Annotated in this window: 16 protein-coding genes; 10 read left to right on the forward strand and 6 right to left on the reverse strand. The window is 62.9% G+C overall.

Annotated elements, in window-relative coordinates; translation table 11 throughout:
- The first annotated feature begins 169 nt into the window (after positions 1-169).
- The 3 genes from AC0L2D_RS13110 to AC0L2D_RS13120 all read left to right on the forward strand — a co-directional run bounded on the left by AC0L2D_RS13110 (position 170) and on the right by AC0L2D_RS13120 (position 3,665).
- Complete coding sequence (locus AC0L2D_RS13110; RefSeq protein ID WP_183453612.1) at positions 170-649, forward strand: MarR family winged helix-turn-helix transcriptional regulator; 480 nt, start codon at positions 170-172, stop codon at positions 647-649.
- The gene (locus AC0L2D_RS13115) at positions 646-1,827 is read left to right on the forward strand and encodes an HlyD family secretion protein (protein ID WP_013532371.1); all 1,182 of its coding nucleotides are present in this window, start codon (positions 646-648) and stop codon (positions 1,825-1,827) included. Before AC0L2D_RS13110 ends, AC0L2D_RS13115 begins: the two co-directional genes overlap by 4 nt.
- A gap of 305 nt (positions 1,828-2,132) precedes the next feature.
- Positions 2,133-3,665: a DHA2 family efflux MFS transporter permease subunit gene (locus AC0L2D_RS13120; protein WP_013532370.1), complete on the forward strand. Its 1,533-nt coding sequence runs from the start codon at positions 2,133-2,135 to the stop codon at positions 3,663-3,665.
- A 49-nt stretch (positions 3,666-3,714) separates the two neighbouring features.
- Here AC0L2D_RS13120 and AC0L2D_RS13125 read toward each other — a convergent pair whose 3' ends face one another.
- Entirely contained in the window at positions 3,715-4,173 is a 459-nt protein-coding gene (locus AC0L2D_RS13125; protein WP_024504847.1) for a CAP domain-containing protein, read from the reverse strand.
- A 59-nt stretch (positions 4,174-4,232) separates the two neighbouring features.
- On the opposite strand from AC0L2D_RS13125, the gene AC0L2D_RS13130 reads away from it, so the two are divergent.
- A complete protein-coding gene (locus tag AC0L2D_RS13130; RefSeq protein WP_064994135.1) occupies positions 4,233-4,487 on the forward strand; it encodes a hypothetical protein in 255 nt (84 codons plus the stop codon).
- On the opposite strand, the gene AC0L2D_RS13135 is transcribed toward AC0L2D_RS13130, so the two are convergent.
- Positions 4,471-5,694, reverse strand: coding sequence for a TadE/TadG family type IV pilus assembly protein (locus AC0L2D_RS13135; protein WP_027163217.1), 1,224 nt, complete (start codon positions 5,692-5,694; stop codon positions 4,471-4,473). The genes AC0L2D_RS13130 and AC0L2D_RS13135 overlap by 17 nt on opposite strands.
- Before the next feature lie 300 nt (positions 5,695-5,994).
- Between AC0L2D_RS13135 and AC0L2D_RS13140 the strand changes: the two genes are divergently transcribed.
- On the forward strand, positions 5,995-6,819 hold the full coding sequence (locus tag AC0L2D_RS13140; RefSeq protein WP_013532367.1) for a DUF2189 domain-containing protein: 825 nt from the start codon (positions 5,995-5,997) through the stop codon (positions 6,817-6,819).
- A gap of 8 nt (positions 6,820-6,827) precedes the next feature.
- Here AC0L2D_RS13140 and AC0L2D_RS13145 read toward each other — a convergent pair whose 3' ends face one another.
- Both AC0L2D_RS13145 and AC0L2D_RS13150 read right to left on the reverse strand, forming a co-directional pair.
- Positions 6,828-7,460, reverse strand: coding sequence for a LysE family translocator (locus AC0L2D_RS13145; RefSeq protein WP_473541254.1), 633 nt, complete (start codon positions 7,458-7,460; stop codon positions 6,828-6,830).
- Positions 7,461-7,588: 128 nt separating this feature from the next.
- The gene (locus AC0L2D_RS13150) at positions 7,589-9,574 is read right to left on the reverse strand and encodes a TadE/TadG family type IV pilus assembly protein (RefSeq protein WP_027163218.1); all 1,986 of its coding nucleotides are present in this window, start codon (positions 9,572-9,574) and stop codon (positions 7,589-7,591) included.
- Positions 9,575-9,804: 230 nt separating this feature from the next.
- On the opposite strand from AC0L2D_RS13150, the gene AC0L2D_RS13155 reads away from it, so the two are divergent.
- Complete coding sequence (locus AC0L2D_RS13155; protein WP_473541255.1) at positions 9,805-10,665, forward strand: TIGR01459 family HAD-type hydrolase; 861 nt, start codon at positions 9,805-9,807, stop codon at positions 10,663-10,665.
- Between the two features lie 6 nt (positions 10,666-10,671).
- A complete protein-coding gene (locus AC0L2D_RS13160; RefSeq protein ID WP_473541256.1) occupies positions 10,672-11,652 on the forward strand; it encodes a bifunctional riboflavin kinase/FAD synthetase in 981 nt (326 codons plus the stop codon).
- A gap of 1 nt (position 11,653) precedes the next feature.
- On the opposite strand, the gene AC0L2D_RS13165 is transcribed toward AC0L2D_RS13160, so the two are convergent.
- Positions 11,654-12,208: an HdeD family acid-resistance protein gene (locus tag AC0L2D_RS13165; protein WP_013532362.1), complete on the reverse strand. Its 555-nt coding sequence runs from the start codon at positions 12,206-12,208 to the stop codon at positions 11,654-11,656.
- A 194-nt stretch (positions 12,209-12,402) separates the two neighbouring features.
- Here AC0L2D_RS13165 and AC0L2D_RS13170 point away from each other — a divergent pair, with 194 nt between their 5' ends.
- The 3 genes from AC0L2D_RS13170 (at position 12,403) to AC0L2D_RS13180 (ending at position 17,291) form a co-directional block, all read left to right on the forward strand.
- On the forward strand, positions 12,403-13,209 hold the full coding sequence (locus tag AC0L2D_RS13170) for a MipA/OmpV family protein (RefSeq protein ID WP_063171846.1): 807 nt from the start codon (positions 12,403-12,405) through the stop codon (positions 13,207-13,209).
- 234 nt (positions 13,210-13,443) lie between these two features.
- Entirely contained in the window at positions 13,444-16,407 is a 2,964-nt protein-coding gene (gene ileS / locus AC0L2D_RS13175) for an isoleucine--tRNA ligase (RefSeq protein ID WP_473541258.1), read from the forward strand.
- A 212-nt stretch (positions 16,408-16,619) separates the two neighbouring features.
- Positions 16,620-17,291 (forward strand): hypothetical protein, encoded by a 672-nt coding sequence (locus AC0L2D_RS13180; RefSeq protein ID WP_013532359.1) that lies wholly within the window; start codon positions 16,620-16,622, stop codon positions 17,289-17,291.
- 36 nt (positions 17,292-17,327) lie between these two features.
- Here AC0L2D_RS13180 and AC0L2D_RS13185 read toward each other — a convergent pair whose 3' ends face one another.
- Positions 17,328-17,777, reverse strand: coding sequence for a nucleoside deaminase (locus tag AC0L2D_RS13185; RefSeq protein ID WP_013532358.1), 450 nt, complete (start codon positions 17,775-17,777; stop codon positions 17,328-17,330).
- Positions 17,778-17,836 lie beyond the last annotated feature (59 nt).

Raw genomic sequence — 17,836 nt, forward strand, 5'->3', positions numbered from 1 at the left:
CGGCTGTACATCAATATGCCAGACGCGACCAGCGGAGAGGCGGCGCGGCCATCATGCGTTCGCAAATCGATAACCATGATTGGCCCGGCAAAGCTGTCATGCACATTTGTCGGCTTTGTGTGCACTGCGGCACCTTGAATAGTGAGCACGCTTATTATATATCCCGCTCATGGTTTCCGATGGCATCGACAGATTGGGCTTCTTGATCCACGACGTGCAGCGCCTGATGCGCAAGCGCTTCGAGGCGAGGGCCAGTGGCTTGGGGCTTTCTTCGGCGCAATGGCGGCTTTTGGTCCGCGTTGCCAAGGAAGACGGTGTCGCGCAGGCGCGGCTGGCCGAACTTCTCGAAATCGAGCCGATCAGCGTTTCGCGCCTGGTCGATCGCATGGAGGAGGGCGGCTGGATCGAGCGTCGTCCCGACGCCACCGATCGTCGCGTCCGCATGATCTTCCTGACGCCCAAGGCAAGCGATGCCTACGCCGTGATCAAGAGCATTGCCGGAGAAGTCTATGAGGAATCGCTGGTCGGCGTGAAACCGGAAGCCCGTCGCGTCCTCGTCGAGGGACTTGAGGCGATGGTCCGCAACCTGACCGACGACGAGACGCCGTCCATTGAAAAAGTGAAGAACACAGAGGGCGCAGCAGCATGAACGCGGTAGCCAAGATAGACGAGAAAGTGACCGAACTGGAAATGGAAGCGCCGGCGCAGCCGGCCGCGGCCCCGGCAACCGTTGCTCCCCCGGTGCAGCCGGCTCCGGCGCCGGTGAAGAAAAAGCGCCGGCTGGGCCGCTTCCTGCTCATGGTCGCGCTGCCTGCGGCATTGGCTGTTGGCGGCGGCTATGTCTGGGTTACCGGCGGCCGTTATCAGGAGACCGAGAACGCCAATCTGCAGCAGGCCAAGGTGTCGATCGCTTCCGACACGGCCGGCCGCATCGTCAAGGTCGACATCTTCGATAACCAGCTGGTCAAGCAGGGTGACGAGCTGTTTGCCATCGACCCCGAGCCCTACCGGATCGCGTTGGCGCAGGCCGACGCGGCGGTGGCGGGCGCGCGTCTCAATGTCGAGCAGTTGCGCGCCGCCTATGGCCAGTCGATGGCTCAGCAGAAGTCCGATGCCAGCCAGGTCGCCTTCGCCCAGTCGCAGTTCGACCGCGCCGCCGATCTTGCCCAGAAGGGCATCAACGCCAAATCGTCGCTGGACGAAGCCAAGAACGATCTCGACAAGGCCAAGCAGCAGCTCGCCGTTGCCGAGCAAGGCATCATCAGCGCCAAGGCAGCCCTTGGCGGCAATCCCGACATCGAAACCGACAAGCATCCGACCGTGATGGCCGCGCTCGCCGCGCGCGACAAGGCCGCCTACGACCTGGCGCAGACCACGGTCAAGGCGCCGGCTGACGGCATCGTCAGCCAGGCCTCGTCGTTCAAGGTCGGCCAGTATGTCGGTTCCGGCACGCCGCTGTTTTCGCTGGTCGAGACCGGCGACACCTGGATCGATGCCAATTTCAAGGAAACGCAGCTCACCCACATGAAGCCCGGCCAGAAGGCCGAGATCGTGGTCGACACCTATCCGGGGCGCACCTTCGAGGCGACGGTCAAGGCGATCGGCGCCGGCACGGGAGCCGAGTTCTCGCTGCTGCCGGCCCAGAATGCCACCGGCAACTGGGTCAAGGTCACACAGCGCATCCCGGTTCGTCTCGAACTGACCGATGCGGACGCCAAGATGGCGTTGCGCACCGGCATGAGCGCCACCGTTACCGTCGACACCGGCGTGGCGCGTGGCCTGCCTTCGATCTTCGGTCACGCCACGGCCGGCGAGGCCGCGCAGTAACGTCAACAGAATGCCGCAGGACCAGCGGCGGAGGTGAATAGCAGGATTGGTCTGATGGGAGGAGCTGGAAGGATCAGCGTTTGGGCACGCCGCATAGCGGCCTGGCCGAAGTCTGAAATCTCCGACGCGGACCCGTCGGTCCTCATGTTTCCGGGCGGCAAGCATCCGCTGATTAGAGACTTTCAGTCGATGTAACCCCCACATCGACAATCGCGTCCCACCGCGACGAGGGTCTCTCAACGGAAGGCGTTGCCGCCCGGAAACCCCTTGTACACGTTATTGTTACCTGCTGGAAGTTCCACGCCATGAGCACGCCCGAACCCTTCAAAGAAGTGCCGCATCGCGGCCTGATCACGGTCGCGCTCATGTTGGCGACGATCATGCAGGCGCTCGACACGACGATCGCCAACGTCGCGCTGCCGACCATGACCGGCGATCTCGGCGCCTCGCCTGACAACATCAATTGGGTGCTGACCTCCTACATCGTTGCCGCCGCCATCATGACGCCGGTCACCGGCTGGCTGGCCGATCGCTTCGGCCGCAAGGAACTGTTCCTGACGGCGGTGGTCGGCTTCACCGTGTTTTCGATGCTGTGCGGCATCGCCTGGAGCCTGGAGACCATGGTGTTCTTCCGGCTGATGCAAGGCGTGTTCGGCGCCGCGATCGTGCCTCTGTCGCAGACCTTCCTGCTCGACATCAATCCCAGGGAACGCCATGGCCAGGCGATGGCCATCTGGGGCGCCGGCATCATGCTGGGTCCGATTCTGGGCCCGACACTCGGTGGCTGGCTGACCGAGAATTTCAACTGGCGTTGGGTGTTCTTCATCAATCTGCCGGTCGGCATCGTCGCCTTTCTCGGTATGGCCGCTTATTTGCCGGCTATCGCGCGGCGCGTGCGCGGCTTCGATTTCTTCGGCTTCGCCATGATATCGCTCGGCGTCGGCGCGCTTCAGCTGCTGCTCGACCGCGGCGGCGAGGTCGACTGGTTTTCCTCGGTCGAGATCTGGATCGAACTTGGTCTTTCGCTCACCGGCTTCTGGGTGTTCATCATTCACACCATGACGGCCGAGCACCCCTTCATCGATCCCAAGATCTTCCTCGACCGCAATTTCGTGACCGGGCTCGCATTCATCTTCGTCATGGGTGTGCTCATCCTGGCGAGCATGTCGCTGCTGCCGCCGATGCTGTCGACCATCTTCGGCTATCCGACCGTCACCATCGGCATCGTCATGGGGCCACGCGGCGTCGGCACCATGATTTCGATGCTCGTCGTCGGGCGGCTCATGAGCAGGATTGACGCCAGGATTCTCGTCGTCATCGGCTTCCTGCTGACCGCGCAGTCGCTCTACACCATGTCCAGCTTCACCCCGCAGATGGACAATTGGCTGATCATCAGCTCCGGCGTCATCCAGGGCCTGGGCATGGGGATGGTGTTCGTGCCGCTGTCGACCGTCGCCTTCGCCACGCTTGACGTGCGCTTCCGCACCGATGCCACGGCTCTGTTCAGCCTGGTGCGCAATCTTGGCTCGTCGATCGGCGTGTCGGTCGTGACGGTGTTGATGGTGCGCAACACGCAGATCAACCATGCCGAGCTTTCGGCCTTCATCAATCCGTTCAACCCCAATCTGTGGGCTGTCTCGCCGGCGGCCGCAGGCGGCGACCCAACGGCGCTCTCGCAGGTCGATCGCATGGTCAATCTCCAGGCCATGATGATCTCCTACGTCAACGACTTCAAAATACTCATGGTGATGACGCTGCTTGCCATCCCGTTTGTTTTCCTGCTGCGCAAGCCGAAGCAGGCGCCAGCCGGCGGCGCGCCGGCGGCGCATATGGACTAGCTTTCCATCAAATCGTCTTGGGTGTGGCGCACCGCACCGGCACGTTTTCCTATTTTCCGAGCACGAGGCTCCAGTAACGGAGCTTGCTGTCGCTGCCGTCGCGCACATAGGCAAGGCCGAAGCGTGTGAAGCGCGGGTCGAGCATGTTGCGGCGATGGCCTGGTGAATGCACCCAGATGTCGAACAGCTTCTCGAGGTCGAAACGACCCTCGGCGATGTTCTCCGCCGCGGCACCGGAAATTCGATTGTCCCTGACGCGCGAGGCGAAATCCTTGCCCCAGCCGGTGGTGTGGCTCATGCGGCGGCGCTGCGCCATGTAGCCTGCCTGCTGCAGGGCGGCCTGTTCGAGCTGCCGGTCGGGGACCAGCGGCGCGAGCCCGGCCGAGGCGCGGATGCTGGCCAGCGTGCTGGTGGCGGAGGAGGAGACCCCGGCGCCTTCACCGGTTGGCAGTGAAACGGTGCTGCAGGCGGCGAGCCCCGCCAGGGCTGCGAGGCCGGTCAGCACCATGCGCCTGTTCAGCTTCGGGATCGGGTGGGTTTCGATCCTATGGTCATGCCTCTGAGATAATGGCGATCATGGCTTTTGCCGGGCATGGCGGCGAAAATCGAAGAGGGGGCGACAGACTGACGCTGGCCGGTACAACGCTGATCGGCGTGGCATGCTGGGCGGAATTTCACCAGGCGATCGACGGCGCTGCCTATCCCAGGCTGGCCGGATTGCGCCTCGCATCGAAACCGATCCGGCCGTGCGTTATCGCCATTTTCTCAACGCTACCGCTGGCGCCGCCGCACGTCAGGTTGTCTCTCATTTCACCAGAGTGATCATCCGATCGGCATACATTGTGCGATTTCCAAGCGCCGCCGCGCAGTCGGACTTGACGGACGAGTTCCCGGTCATCTGTATCGTATTGCCGACAAGCCTGAGACAGTCGCCCTGGGCGCTCATATCAGAATTGCCGGCGTAGGAAATGGGCGCGTCCGGCGCGTAGATGAAACCGCTGAGCACGGAATTTGCGCCACCATTCAATGTCAGGGCAGACGTGTTGCCGTGATCCTGGAAAATGGTGATGCCAGCATAAGGGCCGCTGGTGGGCGGGGAAAGGTTCACCTTCTCATTGGCATTTATGTAGATCTGAGCGCTTTCCATGAGGAAAATGGTCACGCCCTGGCCAGTCAGGCTGCCGTTTCCCCCTGGCTTTATGGTGGTGCCGCGCATGATGTAGACGCCCGGATTAAGCGTGATGTTCCCCGATAATGTCTTGTCGCAATAAGTGCCGGGCGACAGCGTGTAGGTTTTGCCGTTCGGGACAGGCAAACACAATGTGTAAGGGGGAGGAACGACGTCGGCCAATGGATCAAAGGACGCGTACCTATGTTCGTGCGGCGTTCCGCAGGCGAGACTGGCGCTGGGTGGCAACAGCCCGCTGGTGCCACCGACGGTTGAGACACAGCCGGCCGAAACCAGTGCGGAACCACCCCTGTTGACGGAATCCGACGCGTCCGAGTTCGCCGCGATCACGCAATTGTCCATCGAGACGTTGGTTGAGCCCTGCAGGTTCACGGCGGCGGACGCATGCGGATCGAGCGCCAGCACGCAGGCCTGTGCGCCAGGTTTTATCTTGACCGAGGCCGAGCGGTAGGCCTGCCAGGGGGCCGAGGCGCTGATGAAGCTTGGGCGGCTTATGCTGGACGACAGCGAGATAAAGTAGGCGCTTGGACTGCCGCTTGCCGTTGCCGCGAAAGCGGAGACGCTGCCCAAATATTCCTGCTGGTCGGCCGCGCTCATATTGGCGGCGAAGAACTGCAGCCCAAGCTGCTGGACATCGCCAGCCGCCATATCGGGAGAGAACTTCGTGCCGATGGCGAGCCCAGCCGCGTCCAGCGAGTTCTGGAGTTGCGAGGCGTCATGGCTCGTGCCGATCAGATCGACGGCGCCGGCCAAACCAATCATTATTGGCAGCATAGCGAAGGCGGTCGTTATGGCAAAGTTGCCGCGCTCCGAAGACCAGAAGGCTTTCAATGCGAACATAGTCCCTCGCCGAAACTCGTAAAGCTCAGGTGATACGCCAGGGATCCCTACGAGTAATTTAAGTAAATGCTAAAATGCGTAAATGCTAAAATGCAGCACAATGATTGGCCAAAACGAAGGTCTGCCAAGGTACGCCATATGAGAGGCCATACGGAGAGTTGAACACAACGAGGAGTTGCTCCCCAGGCCATTGACCCGGCGACAATCGCCGCCAACTCTGCTATCATGCTTGTCGATCTTGAAGTGGCAGCTCTGGCGGCCATCCAGGCGGTGACCGCCCCGACACACGGGAGGAAGGTTATGGCCGGCTTTCATGTCATGGCGGACGCACGTGGAATGCATGTGCAGCCGACGGTGCGCCGCATCACCACGTCGGACCTTTGGGATGCGTTGCGTCTCGGGTTCGAGGATTTCTGGGCAAAACCATCGCACTACGTGTTCCTGTGCCTGATCTATCCCATCGTCGGCCTGATCCTGACGCAGTGGACGTCCGGCGCCAATGCCATCCAGCTCATCTATCCCCTGATGTCGGGTTTCGCTCTGGTCGGGCCGTTTGCGGCGCTCGGCCTTTACGAGATCAGCCGCCGGCGCGAGCTCGGCATGAACACCTCCTGGCGGCACGCGTTTGATGTCCGGCGCTCGTCCGCGATCCCGTCGATCGCCGTCATCGGCGTCATGCTGGTGGCGCTGTTCCTGTTGTGGCTCTACACCGCGCAATCGATCTACACTGGCCTGTTCGGAGACCAGCCGCCGGCCTCGATCGGCGGCTTCATCCGCGACGTGCTGACCACCAGTAAGGGCTGGACGCTGATCCTTGCCGGTAATGCCGCGGGCTTTGTCTTTGCCGTAATCGTGCTGGCCACCACTGTGGTTGCCTTCCCGCTGCTGCTCGACCGCGACGTCGGCGCCGTCTCAGCCATCGAGACCTCGGCCCGGGCGGTGATGGCCAACCCGCTGCAAATGGCGCTGTGGGGCTTGCTGGTCGCCGTGCTTCTGGTGATCGGTTCGATCCCGCTGTTTGCCGGGCTCGCCGTCGTCATGCCGGTGCTCGGCCATGCCACCTGGCATCTCTACCGCAAGGTGGTCGAGCCGGAGCGGGCACAGCAGATAAGGCGACCGATGTAGGCTAGCTCTCAGCGCTGCGCGTCTGTCGCCATCTTCAGCGCAAGAGCCGCCAGCACGGTTCCCATCATCCAGCGCTGGATGACCAGCCACAAGGGCCGTCCGGCGAGAAAGGTGGCGATTGAACCGGCCGTCACCGCGATGACGGCATTGACGCTGAGGCTGATCGAGATCTGTGTCGCGCCGAGCACCAGGAGCTGCGACAGGACGTGACCCTTGCCAGGGCTGATGAACTGCGGCAACAGCGACAGATAGAGCACGGCCACCTTCGGATTGAGCAGATTGGTCATCAGGCCCATGGCGAAAAGCTTGCGCGGCCGGTCCCTCGGCAATTCGCGCACTTCGAATGGCGAGCGTCCGCCCGGCTTCACCGCCTGCCAGGCCAGCCACAGGAGATAGAGCACGCCGGCAAAGCGCAGCGCATCATAGGCGTAGGGCACGGCGAGCAGCAGCGCGGTGATGCCGAATGCCGCCGCCAGTACATAGAAGACAAAGCCGAGCGCCACGCCGCCAAGCGAGATGAGCCCCGCCTTCGGCCCCTGCGACAGGCAACGCGAGATCAAATAGATCATGTTGGGGCCAGGCGTCAGCACCATGCCGAGGCAGACCAGCGCGAAGGCGAGATGATTGGCTGTTTCGGGCATCTGTTCTTCCCCAGCGCGCCGCGAATGGACGCGCGATCCAGGCGGCCAAGATGTGCCTGTCCCGGCAGGCGCGCGCAAGTGCATGGCGGCGCCAGCCGTTGTTCCAGCCAGCCCCCGAAGCCTGAGGATCAGCCGACGATGCGCAGGTTCGACAATTCGTTGCCGATTTCCTTGAAATCGTTCGACAAGCTGGCGCCGGTGGCATTCCAGAACAGTTTTGCCGGCTTGCTCGCGTCCGTTGGATCCTTGCGGAAGCGCGAGTTCGACGAGCAGGATTTCAGCGCCTCGATCGCCTGCTGATCGGCGGTTTTGGTCGTCGACAGGTCGAGCGCCACCGTCATCACCATGATATTGGCTGCCTTGGCGTTGTTGCAAAGCGTCGCCATCTGCTCGTTGAGCGCGTTGGTGTAGTTGCCGTTCGAATAGTCGAACTGGCCAATGGCGCTCGATGTGCCCATGAACAGGCGGCCCACCGAAGTGCCGTTGTAGCCTGGGTTGAGATAGCCGAAGGACGCATAGGTCGATTTCGAATCGGCGGGGTCGGAATGGCTGAGCGAGGACGGCGTGTAGTAGGTATTGGCGCCGTCGGTCAGCACGATGACGACCTTGTCGTTGCCTCTCTCGGTTTCCGGGCGGCCTTGCGTGAACGGCTCGCCGCTCGAAACCACCCGCCAACCCCAGGCCATGCCTTCGGGAACATTGGTGCCGCCATCGGGCTTCATCAGGTCGATCGCGGCCTTGATCGCGGTAAGCCCAGTGGTAACGCTGACATCGGTCAGCGGCGTGATCGGGTTGGTGGAGCAGCTGTAGTTCGGCCCGTTGCCGGCGGCCAGCGCCGGCGCATTGATCGGCCTCGGTTGGAAATATTTGGACATGTTGCGCAGCCGGGATTGGCCGGTGCTGCTCGTCGGGTCGTCATTCCACCAGCTGTTGATGGCGCCATAGGTCGTCGGCGCGGCCTCGTCGGGATCCTGGGTGAGCCTCCAATGGTTGCCGGGTTCGTCCGGGGCGAACATCGGCACAAACATCGTCGCCGGATCGCCGACCCCTATGCCGGTGTTCGCCGAGCCGCCGGAAGGCGCCGCGTCGTTGACATTGTAGGGATAAGGCCTGGCCTCGACGCAGCCCTGCCAACTGGCGAACGGGCCATAGGTGTCGATGTAGTCGTATTCGTCGTGGTCGCGTTTGCAGGTGTTGTTCGGGTTGTATTCGTCGCACACCACGCGCTTGCTGTTGACGACACGCTCATGGTTGGTGACGACCTTCATGTCGCGATAGAGCGAAAACCGGGTCAGCATCTGGCCTTCGTCGGTTCCCCATCCGGTGCCGCGCTTGTACCAGATGCCGTTGGTCTGCTGGGCGTATTTGTCGGCTGCGTTCAGCGTCGACCAGTCGAAATTCTCGTTCGATACCGGCGACAGGCCTTCGGTATCCATCCAGGGCGCATTGCCGTTGCCGGGCCCGACATTGACCGAGGCGGCAAACGGCACGAGGCCGAACTGCACCGGCCTGTCGACCTGCTTGATCATCGCCGCCTGCTGGGCCAGCGTGTCGACCAGCTGTTTTGCCGCGGTCTTGAGAAGGTCGATGCGCGTTTGCCCCGAGCCCGTTCCGGTCTTGGTCATCGACCCGGAATTGTCGAGTACCAGGGCGACTTCAAGAGTGTTCTTCAGCCGCACTTCCGAGGTGATGTTGAAGCTGATCCTCTGGTTGGCGTCGGTTTCGGATTTGCCGACGAGCTGGCCGAAGACCGGATAGAAATAGGGCTTGTAGTCCAGCCGCGCGGTCATCTTGAGCAAGCCGCCGCCGGTGGTGTTGCTTGGCAAGGTAACGGTGAGCGTCGTATTGGCGGGATTGATCTTGTTGAGGTTGGCATTGAAGAAGTCGAGCGCATAGGCCCGCAACTGGTCGTCGGTGGCACCCTCCGTCAGCCGGCGCGCCGTGGCGAAGTTTGCGGCATCGAGCGCGTTCGAAACCGCCTGTTTTTCGCGGCTCATCTCGGTGAAGTCGACGGCCATTGCCAGGGCGCCCATCAGCGGAACCATCGCGACGACCGTCATAAGAGCATAGTTGCCGCGTTGGTCGCGGCAGAACTGACGCCAAAGTCCATGCATGTCTTGGAGCGGCCCCCGCCGGCGGATTCTCGATCGATGCCAGCTTGTCACAAAACGCTGAAGGCCGGGTTTGGGAAATCGCTCTATTGCCGGGGCAGCGCTTCACCAACCGCTAACCAATCGTGCCTGGCGAAAGCTGGTGACAGGCCGGAATGGTTCGGCTAATCCGAACCGGCTGCGGCGAACCGTCTGTCGTGGCGGTCGCAACGATCATGACTGAAGGAAACGGCATGGCGGATTCGCCTGAAATCATCGGCTCGCTCGAAGACGTGTCGAAGGCCTATTCGGCAATCCTGTGCGACGTCTGGGGCGTGGTCCATAATGGCGAAACGCATTTCCCTGTGGCAGCCTCCGCATTGGCAAGGGCTCGAGAGGCGAAAATCCCCGTCGTCCTGATCACCAATTCGCCGCGCAGAAGTGCCGATGTCGTGGCGCAGATGAACGCGATCGGTGTTCCACAGTCAGCCTACGACCGGGTGGTTACCTCAGGCGACGTGACCCGGGATCTGATCGCCGAAGGGCCGCGCAAGATTTTCCACATCGGCGCCGACCGCGACTTCACCCTCTATGAGGGTCTCGATGTCGAGCTTGTCGAGGAGTTCGAGGCGTCCGGCGTCGTCTGTACCGGCCTGTTCGACGACGAGGTCGAGAAGCCCGAGGATTACACGGAGCTCCTGCGGCGGCTGCGCGCCAAGAACCTGCCTTTCATCTGCGCAAATCCCGACATCGTGGTCGAACGTGGCGAACGCATCATCTGGTGTGCCGGCGCGCTGGCGCGTGACTATGCCCAGCTCGGCGGCCGCACATTGATCGCCGGAAAACCTTACGCGCCGATCTACAATCTCGCGATGAAGGAGGTTGCCGAGATTCTTGGCCAGCCGGTCGAGCGCGGCCAGGTGCTGGCCATCGGCGACGGCATGATGACCGATGTGAAGGGCGCCGCCGACAATGGCTTCGATGTTCTTTATGTCTCCGGCGGTATCCATGCCCGCGACTATGGCGATGCCCTGCAACCGGATCCGGCAAGATTGGCGGCCTTCCTGGAAAAGCATGGCTATGGTCCGGTGGCCGTCATTCCCAGACTTCGGTAGGTGACGATGGCAGCCTTCCAGCGCATCCTGGCAACCGCGCCGCTTCCCGCCGACCTGCGCGGCGGCGTCGTGGCGATCGGCAATTTCGATGGCGTCCATCGCGGCCATCAGGCGGTGCTCGAGCGAGCCTCGGCGGAGGCAGGACGGCGCGGCGTGCCGGCCCTGGTGCTGACATTCGAACCGCATCCGCGCAAGATCTTCAGGCCTGATATCCCGTTGTTCGTGCTGACGCCGCCGCCTATGAAGGCGCGGCTGCTGTCGCTGCTAGGCTTTGCCGCGCTGGTCGAGCAGCCGTTCACGCGCGACTTCGCCTCGCTGTCGGCGGAAGCGTTCGTGACGGATGTGCTGGAGACGAACCTCGGCATTACTCACGCCGTGACCGGGTTCGACTTCCATTTCGGCAAGGATCGTCAGGGCGGCCCGGCCTACCTGATGGCGGCCGGCGAGCGTCATGGCTTCGGCGTCACGCTCGTCGACGCGTTCCGGGACGAGGGCGCCGAGGTGGTGTCGTCCAGCCGCATCCGCGTATTGCTGGGCGAGGGTGAGGTGGCTGAAGCCGCCGGTCTGCTCGGCTACCGGTTCACCGTCGAAAGCGAGGTGGTCGGCGGACAGCAGCTTGGCCGCACCCTTGGCTTTCCAACCGCGAATATGAGGCTGTCGGCTGAAGCCGCACTCAAGGAGGGCATCTATGCCGTCCGCTTCCGCCGCGCCGACGGCACGCTCCACGACGGCGTCGCCAGCTTTGGCCGACGCCCGACAGTCGACGACAACGGCGCGCCGCTGCTGGAAACCTTTGTCTTCGATTTCTCTGGTGACCTCTATGGCGAGGTTTGTCAGGTTTCCTTCTTCGGTTTCCTGCGTCCGGAGGTGAAGTTCGGGGGGCTCGACGCGCTGGTCGCGCAGATGAAGCGCGATGAAGCCGAGGCACGCGCGCTGCTTGCCGGCGTCAGGCCGCTCTCCGACCTCGACGCTGCGATGGCATTTTAAGCTACTTCTTCAGTGCTAGGCCAACGGCGATGAAGGTCCAGCCCTGGAAGATCAGATCGATCGCCAGGAACAGACCGAGCACCCACAGGCTGTTGACCGGCCAGCCCATGGCGATGATCAGGCCCGCAAGCGCGGTGATGACACCGGCAGCGACGATCCAGCCCCAGCCGCGTTCCGGCCGATGGCTGTAGCCGACCCAGGCCCTGAGCACCCCTGACGCGACCAGCGCAATCGCCAGCAGGAACGTCAGCACCGCCGAGGCAAGCAGCGGATTGCCGAAAGCGAAGAAGCCGGCAACGGCGTACAGCAGTCCGCTGAGCAGCCAGTAGAAGAAGCGGCTCCAGGTCTTGACGCCGAACGCGTGCACGATCTCGATGATGCCCGCCATCAGCATCAGCCATCCCACGACGTAGACGGAAGCCACCGTGGCGACGAACAGGTTGGCGAAGGCAATGCCGCCGAATATGAGCAGCAGCACACCGAGCGCGACAAACCATCCCCATTTTGTCCGTGTCTGTTCGATCGCGATTTTCAGGGCATCGCCATGCAGGGTCATTGTCGCGGTCTCCATCGAGGGCTGCGGAATACTGCGGATGGAAGGTAATCCGGGCGCGGGCCAACGTCCAGTCGATGACCGGCAGGGGGATCCCGGCAAAGCGCGAGCGTATGTCTCGGGTTTAAATCAAATTTTACCAAACGGCCGTCAAAGCTGTCATCGGTAATCGTGTGTGTCGTGTTAGTGGAGTGGCCATGAGTCCGGTCGGAAGAATCTCTCTTGTGTTGGCCGCTGCGGTGCTGGGTGGAGTGGGCGCTGCCAATGCGGGCGAGGGCAGCTGGCTGTCCGGCGACTGGTATCTGACCGTTGGCGCCACCGGCCTGGTCGCGCCCAATTTCGAGGGCGGCAGGAAATACATGCTGAGCGCCCAACCCATCATCTCATTGGGCAAGGCCGGACCGGCGGCACGCTTTGTCTCGCGCAACGACAACATCTCGTTGGCGCTGGTCGACGATGGCGGTGTCCGCGCCGGCCTGACCGGCAAGTTCCTGTTTTCCCGCGACGACGACAACGCCGATGAACTGAAGGGCCTCGATCCGGTGCGCTGGGGCGGCGAAGTCGGCGGCTTCTTCGAATTCTATCCGACGGACTGGCTGCGCGCCCGCGCCGAGCTGCGCCACGGCATTCGCGCCCACAACGGCTTTGTCGCCGACATCGCCGCCGATGCCTTTTACGACGTGACGCCGACCGTCAGGATTTCGGGAGGACCGCGTGTTTCCTTCGCCTCTGGCAACTATTTCGACGCCTATTATGGCGTCAACGCGCAGGAAGCGGTGGCCTCCGGCCTGAGCGAATACCATCCCGGTGGCGGGCTGAAATCGACCGGTCTTGGCGGCGCCATAACCTGGAAGGTGACCGAGCCGATGACCGCCAGCCTGTTTGGCGAATATTCACGCCTGATGGGACCGGCGGCCGATTCCAGCCTGGTCAAGGAGCGTGGCGACCGCAACCAGTTCACGGTCGGCGTGTCGACCACCTACCGCTTCGATTTCACGATGTAGGTGAATCGAACGAGAGACGCTTTATTCCTGCCGTGGCTTCGGCTAAAAGCCCAGCCATGACCAGCTTTTCGCGCCTTTTCGCGATCGCGATACGAATTACAGGCCCGGTGTTCCGGGTGGCCTGAGCGCCGCCGGAGCCGCCGGGAGTTTCTGCGCGCCCCTCGCGCTTTTTTCATAACATGATAGTTCACGCCCGAGCTTGTACGCCCGCCGGGCAATGCACATGGCAGACCAATGACCGACACAACTGAAACGATCGACTATTCCAAGACGCTTTATTTGCCGCAGACGGACTTCCCGATGCGCGCCGGCTTGCCGGAGAAGGAGCCGCTGCTGGTCAAGCGCTGGCAGGACATGGATCTCTACCGCAAGCTGCGCGAGAGCGCTGCCGGCCGCACGAAATACGTGCTGCATGACGGCCCGCCCTACGCCAATGGCAACATCCATATCGGCCATGCGCTGAACAAGATCCTCAAGGACGTCATCACCCGCTCGTTCCAGATGCGCGGTTACGACTCGAACTATGTGCCCGGCTGGGACTGTCACGGCCTGCCGATCGAATGGAAGATCGAGGAGCAGTACCGCGCCAAGGGCAAGAACAAGGACGAGGTGCCGGTTAACGAGTTCCGCAAGGAATGCCGCGAATTCGCCGCGGGTTGGATCACAGTGCAGGGGGCCGAGTTCCAGCGCCTCGGCGTCATCGGCGACTTCAAGAACCCCTATACCACGATGGCTTTCCATGCCGAGTCGCGCATCGCCGGCGAGCTTTTGAAATTTGCCATGTCGGGCCAGCTCTATCGCGGCTCCAAGCCGGTGATGTGGAGCGTGGTCGAGCGCACGGCGCTGGCCGAGGCCGAGATCGAGTACCACGACTATGAGAGCGACACGATCTGGGTGAAGTTTCCGGTCGCCAGCCTTGTCCGCCCCATTGACGATGGCCAGACCAAGCTGACGGAGGGCGCCCTCGATCTGCTGCAGGCCCACGTCGTCATCTGGACGACGACGCCGTGGACGATCCCAGGCAACCGCGCCGTCAACTATTCGCCGCGTATAAATTATGGCCTCTACGAGGTCACGGCAGCCGAGAACGCGTTCGGCCCGCAGCCGGGCGAAAAGCTGATCTTTGCCGACGCACTGGCCGAAGACTCCTCGGCCAAGGCCAAGGTCACCTTGAATCGTCTCCGCAGCGTCTCGGCGCAAGAGCTTGGAAGCCTTACGCTTTCACATCCGCTCAAGGGCTTGGGCGGCGGCTACGAATTTGCCGCTCCGATGCTCGCCGGCGACCATGTCACCGACGATGCCGGCACCGGCTTCGTCCACACCGCGCCCGGACACGGCCGCGAGGACTTTGACGCCTGGATGGACGCGGCGGTGGATCTGCGTGCACGCGGCATCGATCCCGCCATCCCGTTCACCGTCGACGATGGCGGCTTCTTCACCAAGGACGCGCCGGGTTTCGGACCGGACCGCGAGGGTGGGCCGGCGCGCGTCATCGACGACAACGGCAAGAAGGGCAACGCCAACCAGGCCGTCATCGACGAGCTGATCAAACGCAACGCGCTGTTCGCGCGTGGCCGGCTGAAGCACAGCTATCCGCATTCATGGCGGTCCAAAAAACCGATCATCTTCCGCAACACGCCGCAATGGTTCGTCTATATGGACAAGGACCTCGGCGACGGCTCGACGTTGCGCAGCCGGGCGCTCAAGGCCATCGACGAAACCCGTTTCGTGCCCGCCGCCGGCCAGAACCGCATCCGCGCCATGATCGAGGAGCGCCCGGACTGGGTGCTGTCGCGCCAGCGCGCCTGGGGCGTGCCGATCGCCGTCTTCGCCGATGTCGACGGCAATGTGCTGAAGGACGAAGCGGTCAACCAGCGCATCATGGACGCCTTCGAGAAGGAGGGCGCCGACGCCTGGTTCGCCGCTGGCGCCAAGGAGCGTTTCCTTGGCAATCACGATGCCTCCAAATGGAAGCAGGTAATGGACATCCTCGACGTCTGGTTCGATTCGGGCTCGACGCATGTCTTCACGCTGGAGGATCGCCCTGACCTGAAATGGCCGGCCGACGTCTATCTCGAAGGCTCCGACCAGCATCGCGGCTGGTTCCATTCCTCGCTGCTGGAAAGCTGCGGCACCAGGGGCAGGGCGCCTTACGATACTGTCGTCACCCATGGTTTCACCATGGACGAGGATGGCCGCAAGATGTCGAAGTCGCTCGGCAACACCGTGGTGCCGCAGGACGTCATCAAGCAGTCGGGCGCCGATATCCTGCGTCTGTGGGTGGTGACGACCGACTACTGGGAGGACCAGCGGCTCGGCAAGAACGTGCTGCAGACCAACATCGATGCCTACCGCAAGCTGCGCAACACCATCCGCTGGATGCTCGGCACACTCGCCCATGACGATGGCGAAGAGGTGCCGCTGGAGAAGATGCCGGAGCTGGAGCGGCTGATGCTGCACCGGCTGGCCGAGCTCGATGAGGTCGTGCGCTCGGGCTACGACGCCTTCGAATTCAAGCGCATCACCCGCATGCTGCTCGATTTCATGGTGGTCGAGCTGTCCGCGTTCTATTTCGACATCCGCAAGGACGCGCTCTACTGCGACGCGCCGTCGAGCCTGAAGCGCAAGGCTTCCGTGCAGGTGGTGCGCCATCTCTTCGATTGCCTGGTGAAATGGCTGGCGCCGATGCTGCCCTTCACCATGGAGGAGGCCTGGCTCGATCGTCATCCCGACTCGGTCTCGGTGCATCTCGACCAGTTTCCGCAAATCCCGGCGGACTGGAAGAACGAGGCGCTGGCGGAAAAGTGGCGCCAGGTGCGGCAGGTGCGGCGCGTCGTTACCGGCGCGCTGGAGATCGCGCGCGCCCAGAAGGTGATCGGATCGTCGCTGGAAGCGGTGCCGGTCGTCACCATCAACGATGCAGCGCTCGAAGCGGCGATTTCAGATGTCGACATGGCCGAGATGGCGATCACCAGCGATCTGGTCATCGCGCATGGCGAGGCACCGGCTGGTGCCTTCGCGATCGACGACGTCAGGGGTGTCGCCGTGGTGGTCGAGAAGGCCGAGGATCGCGGCCTGTTAAAATGCGCACGCTCATGGCGCTACACCGCCGATATCGGCCAGGATCCGGAATACCCGGATGTTTCGGCCAGGGATGCGGCGGTGCTGCATGAATTGAAGGCGCTTGGCCGGCTTTGACAGGCCGGCCGGCCAGCTTGATCGGTGCACAAATGCCACGCCGGGCGGGTGAAAAACGCCCGCGCGTTGCCCTTAACGAGTGGTTGAGGTAAACACGCGAAAACTCCGGAAGACAAATTGTCGCCGGATTTCCGTCGCAAGTGCTTGGACGATGGGGACCGGCCAGAAGGCTGGTGGCAATCGAGAGGCTGTCTAGAGTGGGACTTTTTGGCATGACCGAGAGATATAATGCGCGCCTGGCGCTGCTGGCGCCGCTTGTCGCGTCGGGCCTCGCTTTGTCCGGCTGCATGGGCTCTCCGACCTACGGCACCGACAAGACCGCCGGCGAACAGCTGGCCGGCGATATTTCAGGCGCCTTTTCATTTGCGCCGAAGCGCAAGGAACAGATCGACTACAAGCCGCGTCCGACGCTTGTAAAGCCGGCGCCCGGCCAGAAGGAAGCGCTGCCGGCCCCGCAGGACAGCATCGAGACGGCGAGCGCCGAATGGCCCGAATCGCCCGAGCAGCGCCGCGCCCGCTTGCGGGCCGATGCCACCGCCCATCAGAACGACCCGGCCTATCAGTCGGAGATCGTCGACGACGTGCAAACCGATCCGGCCTCGGTGAAAAGGGCGATGGCGGAGTCAGGCTCGAGCCACCCGCCGGCATGGACACCGGCCGATTCCGACAAAGGCCGTGCCGCCGAGATCCAGCGTCGCCTCGCCGACAGCAAGCAGGGCGATCCGAACACCCGCAAATATCTGAGCGAGCCTCCAGTGCAGTATCGTGTCGCGGCCGGCACCGCGCCGCAGAACGAGCTTGGCGAGGACGAGTACAAGAAGGAACGCCGTCTCAAGAAAGAGGCGGAAGGCAAGAAGGGCAGCGGCTGGTTCGATTGGCTGTAAGAACACCGAATTGTGTCGCCGGGCGTAGCGCCCGCTTCAGCCGCGCCGCTCCCGAAAAAATCCTTTAAGCAGCAGGCCTGCTTCGGTCTCGCCCATGCCCGGATAGATGTCGGGCGCGTGGTGGCAGGTCGGCGAGGCGAAGAAGCGCACGCCATTGACCACAGCGCCGCCCTTGTCGTCGGCGGCGCCGAAATAAAGCCGGCGCAGCCGGGCGAAGGAAATGGCGCCGGCGCACATGGCGCAAGGCTCCAGCGTCACATAGAGATCGTGCCCGGTCAGCCGCTCGGCCGACAGTTTGCGGCAGGCTTCGCGGATGACCAGCATCTCGGCATGCGCGGTCGGGTCGGCAAGTTCGCGTGTGCGGTTGCCGGCGCTGGCGACAACACCAGCGCCGTTGGCGATGACGGCGCCGACCGGCACTTCGCCTCGCAAGGCGGCAGCTTCGGCCTCCTTCAGCGCCAGCGCCATGAAATCGGGCCGCTTCACGCGATTTCCACTCCGATTATCTCCTCGCCACCTGACGGTGATCCTGTTATGGAGCGCAT

It is taken from the genome of Mesorhizobium sp. WSM4833 (genome assembly GCF_055811095.1).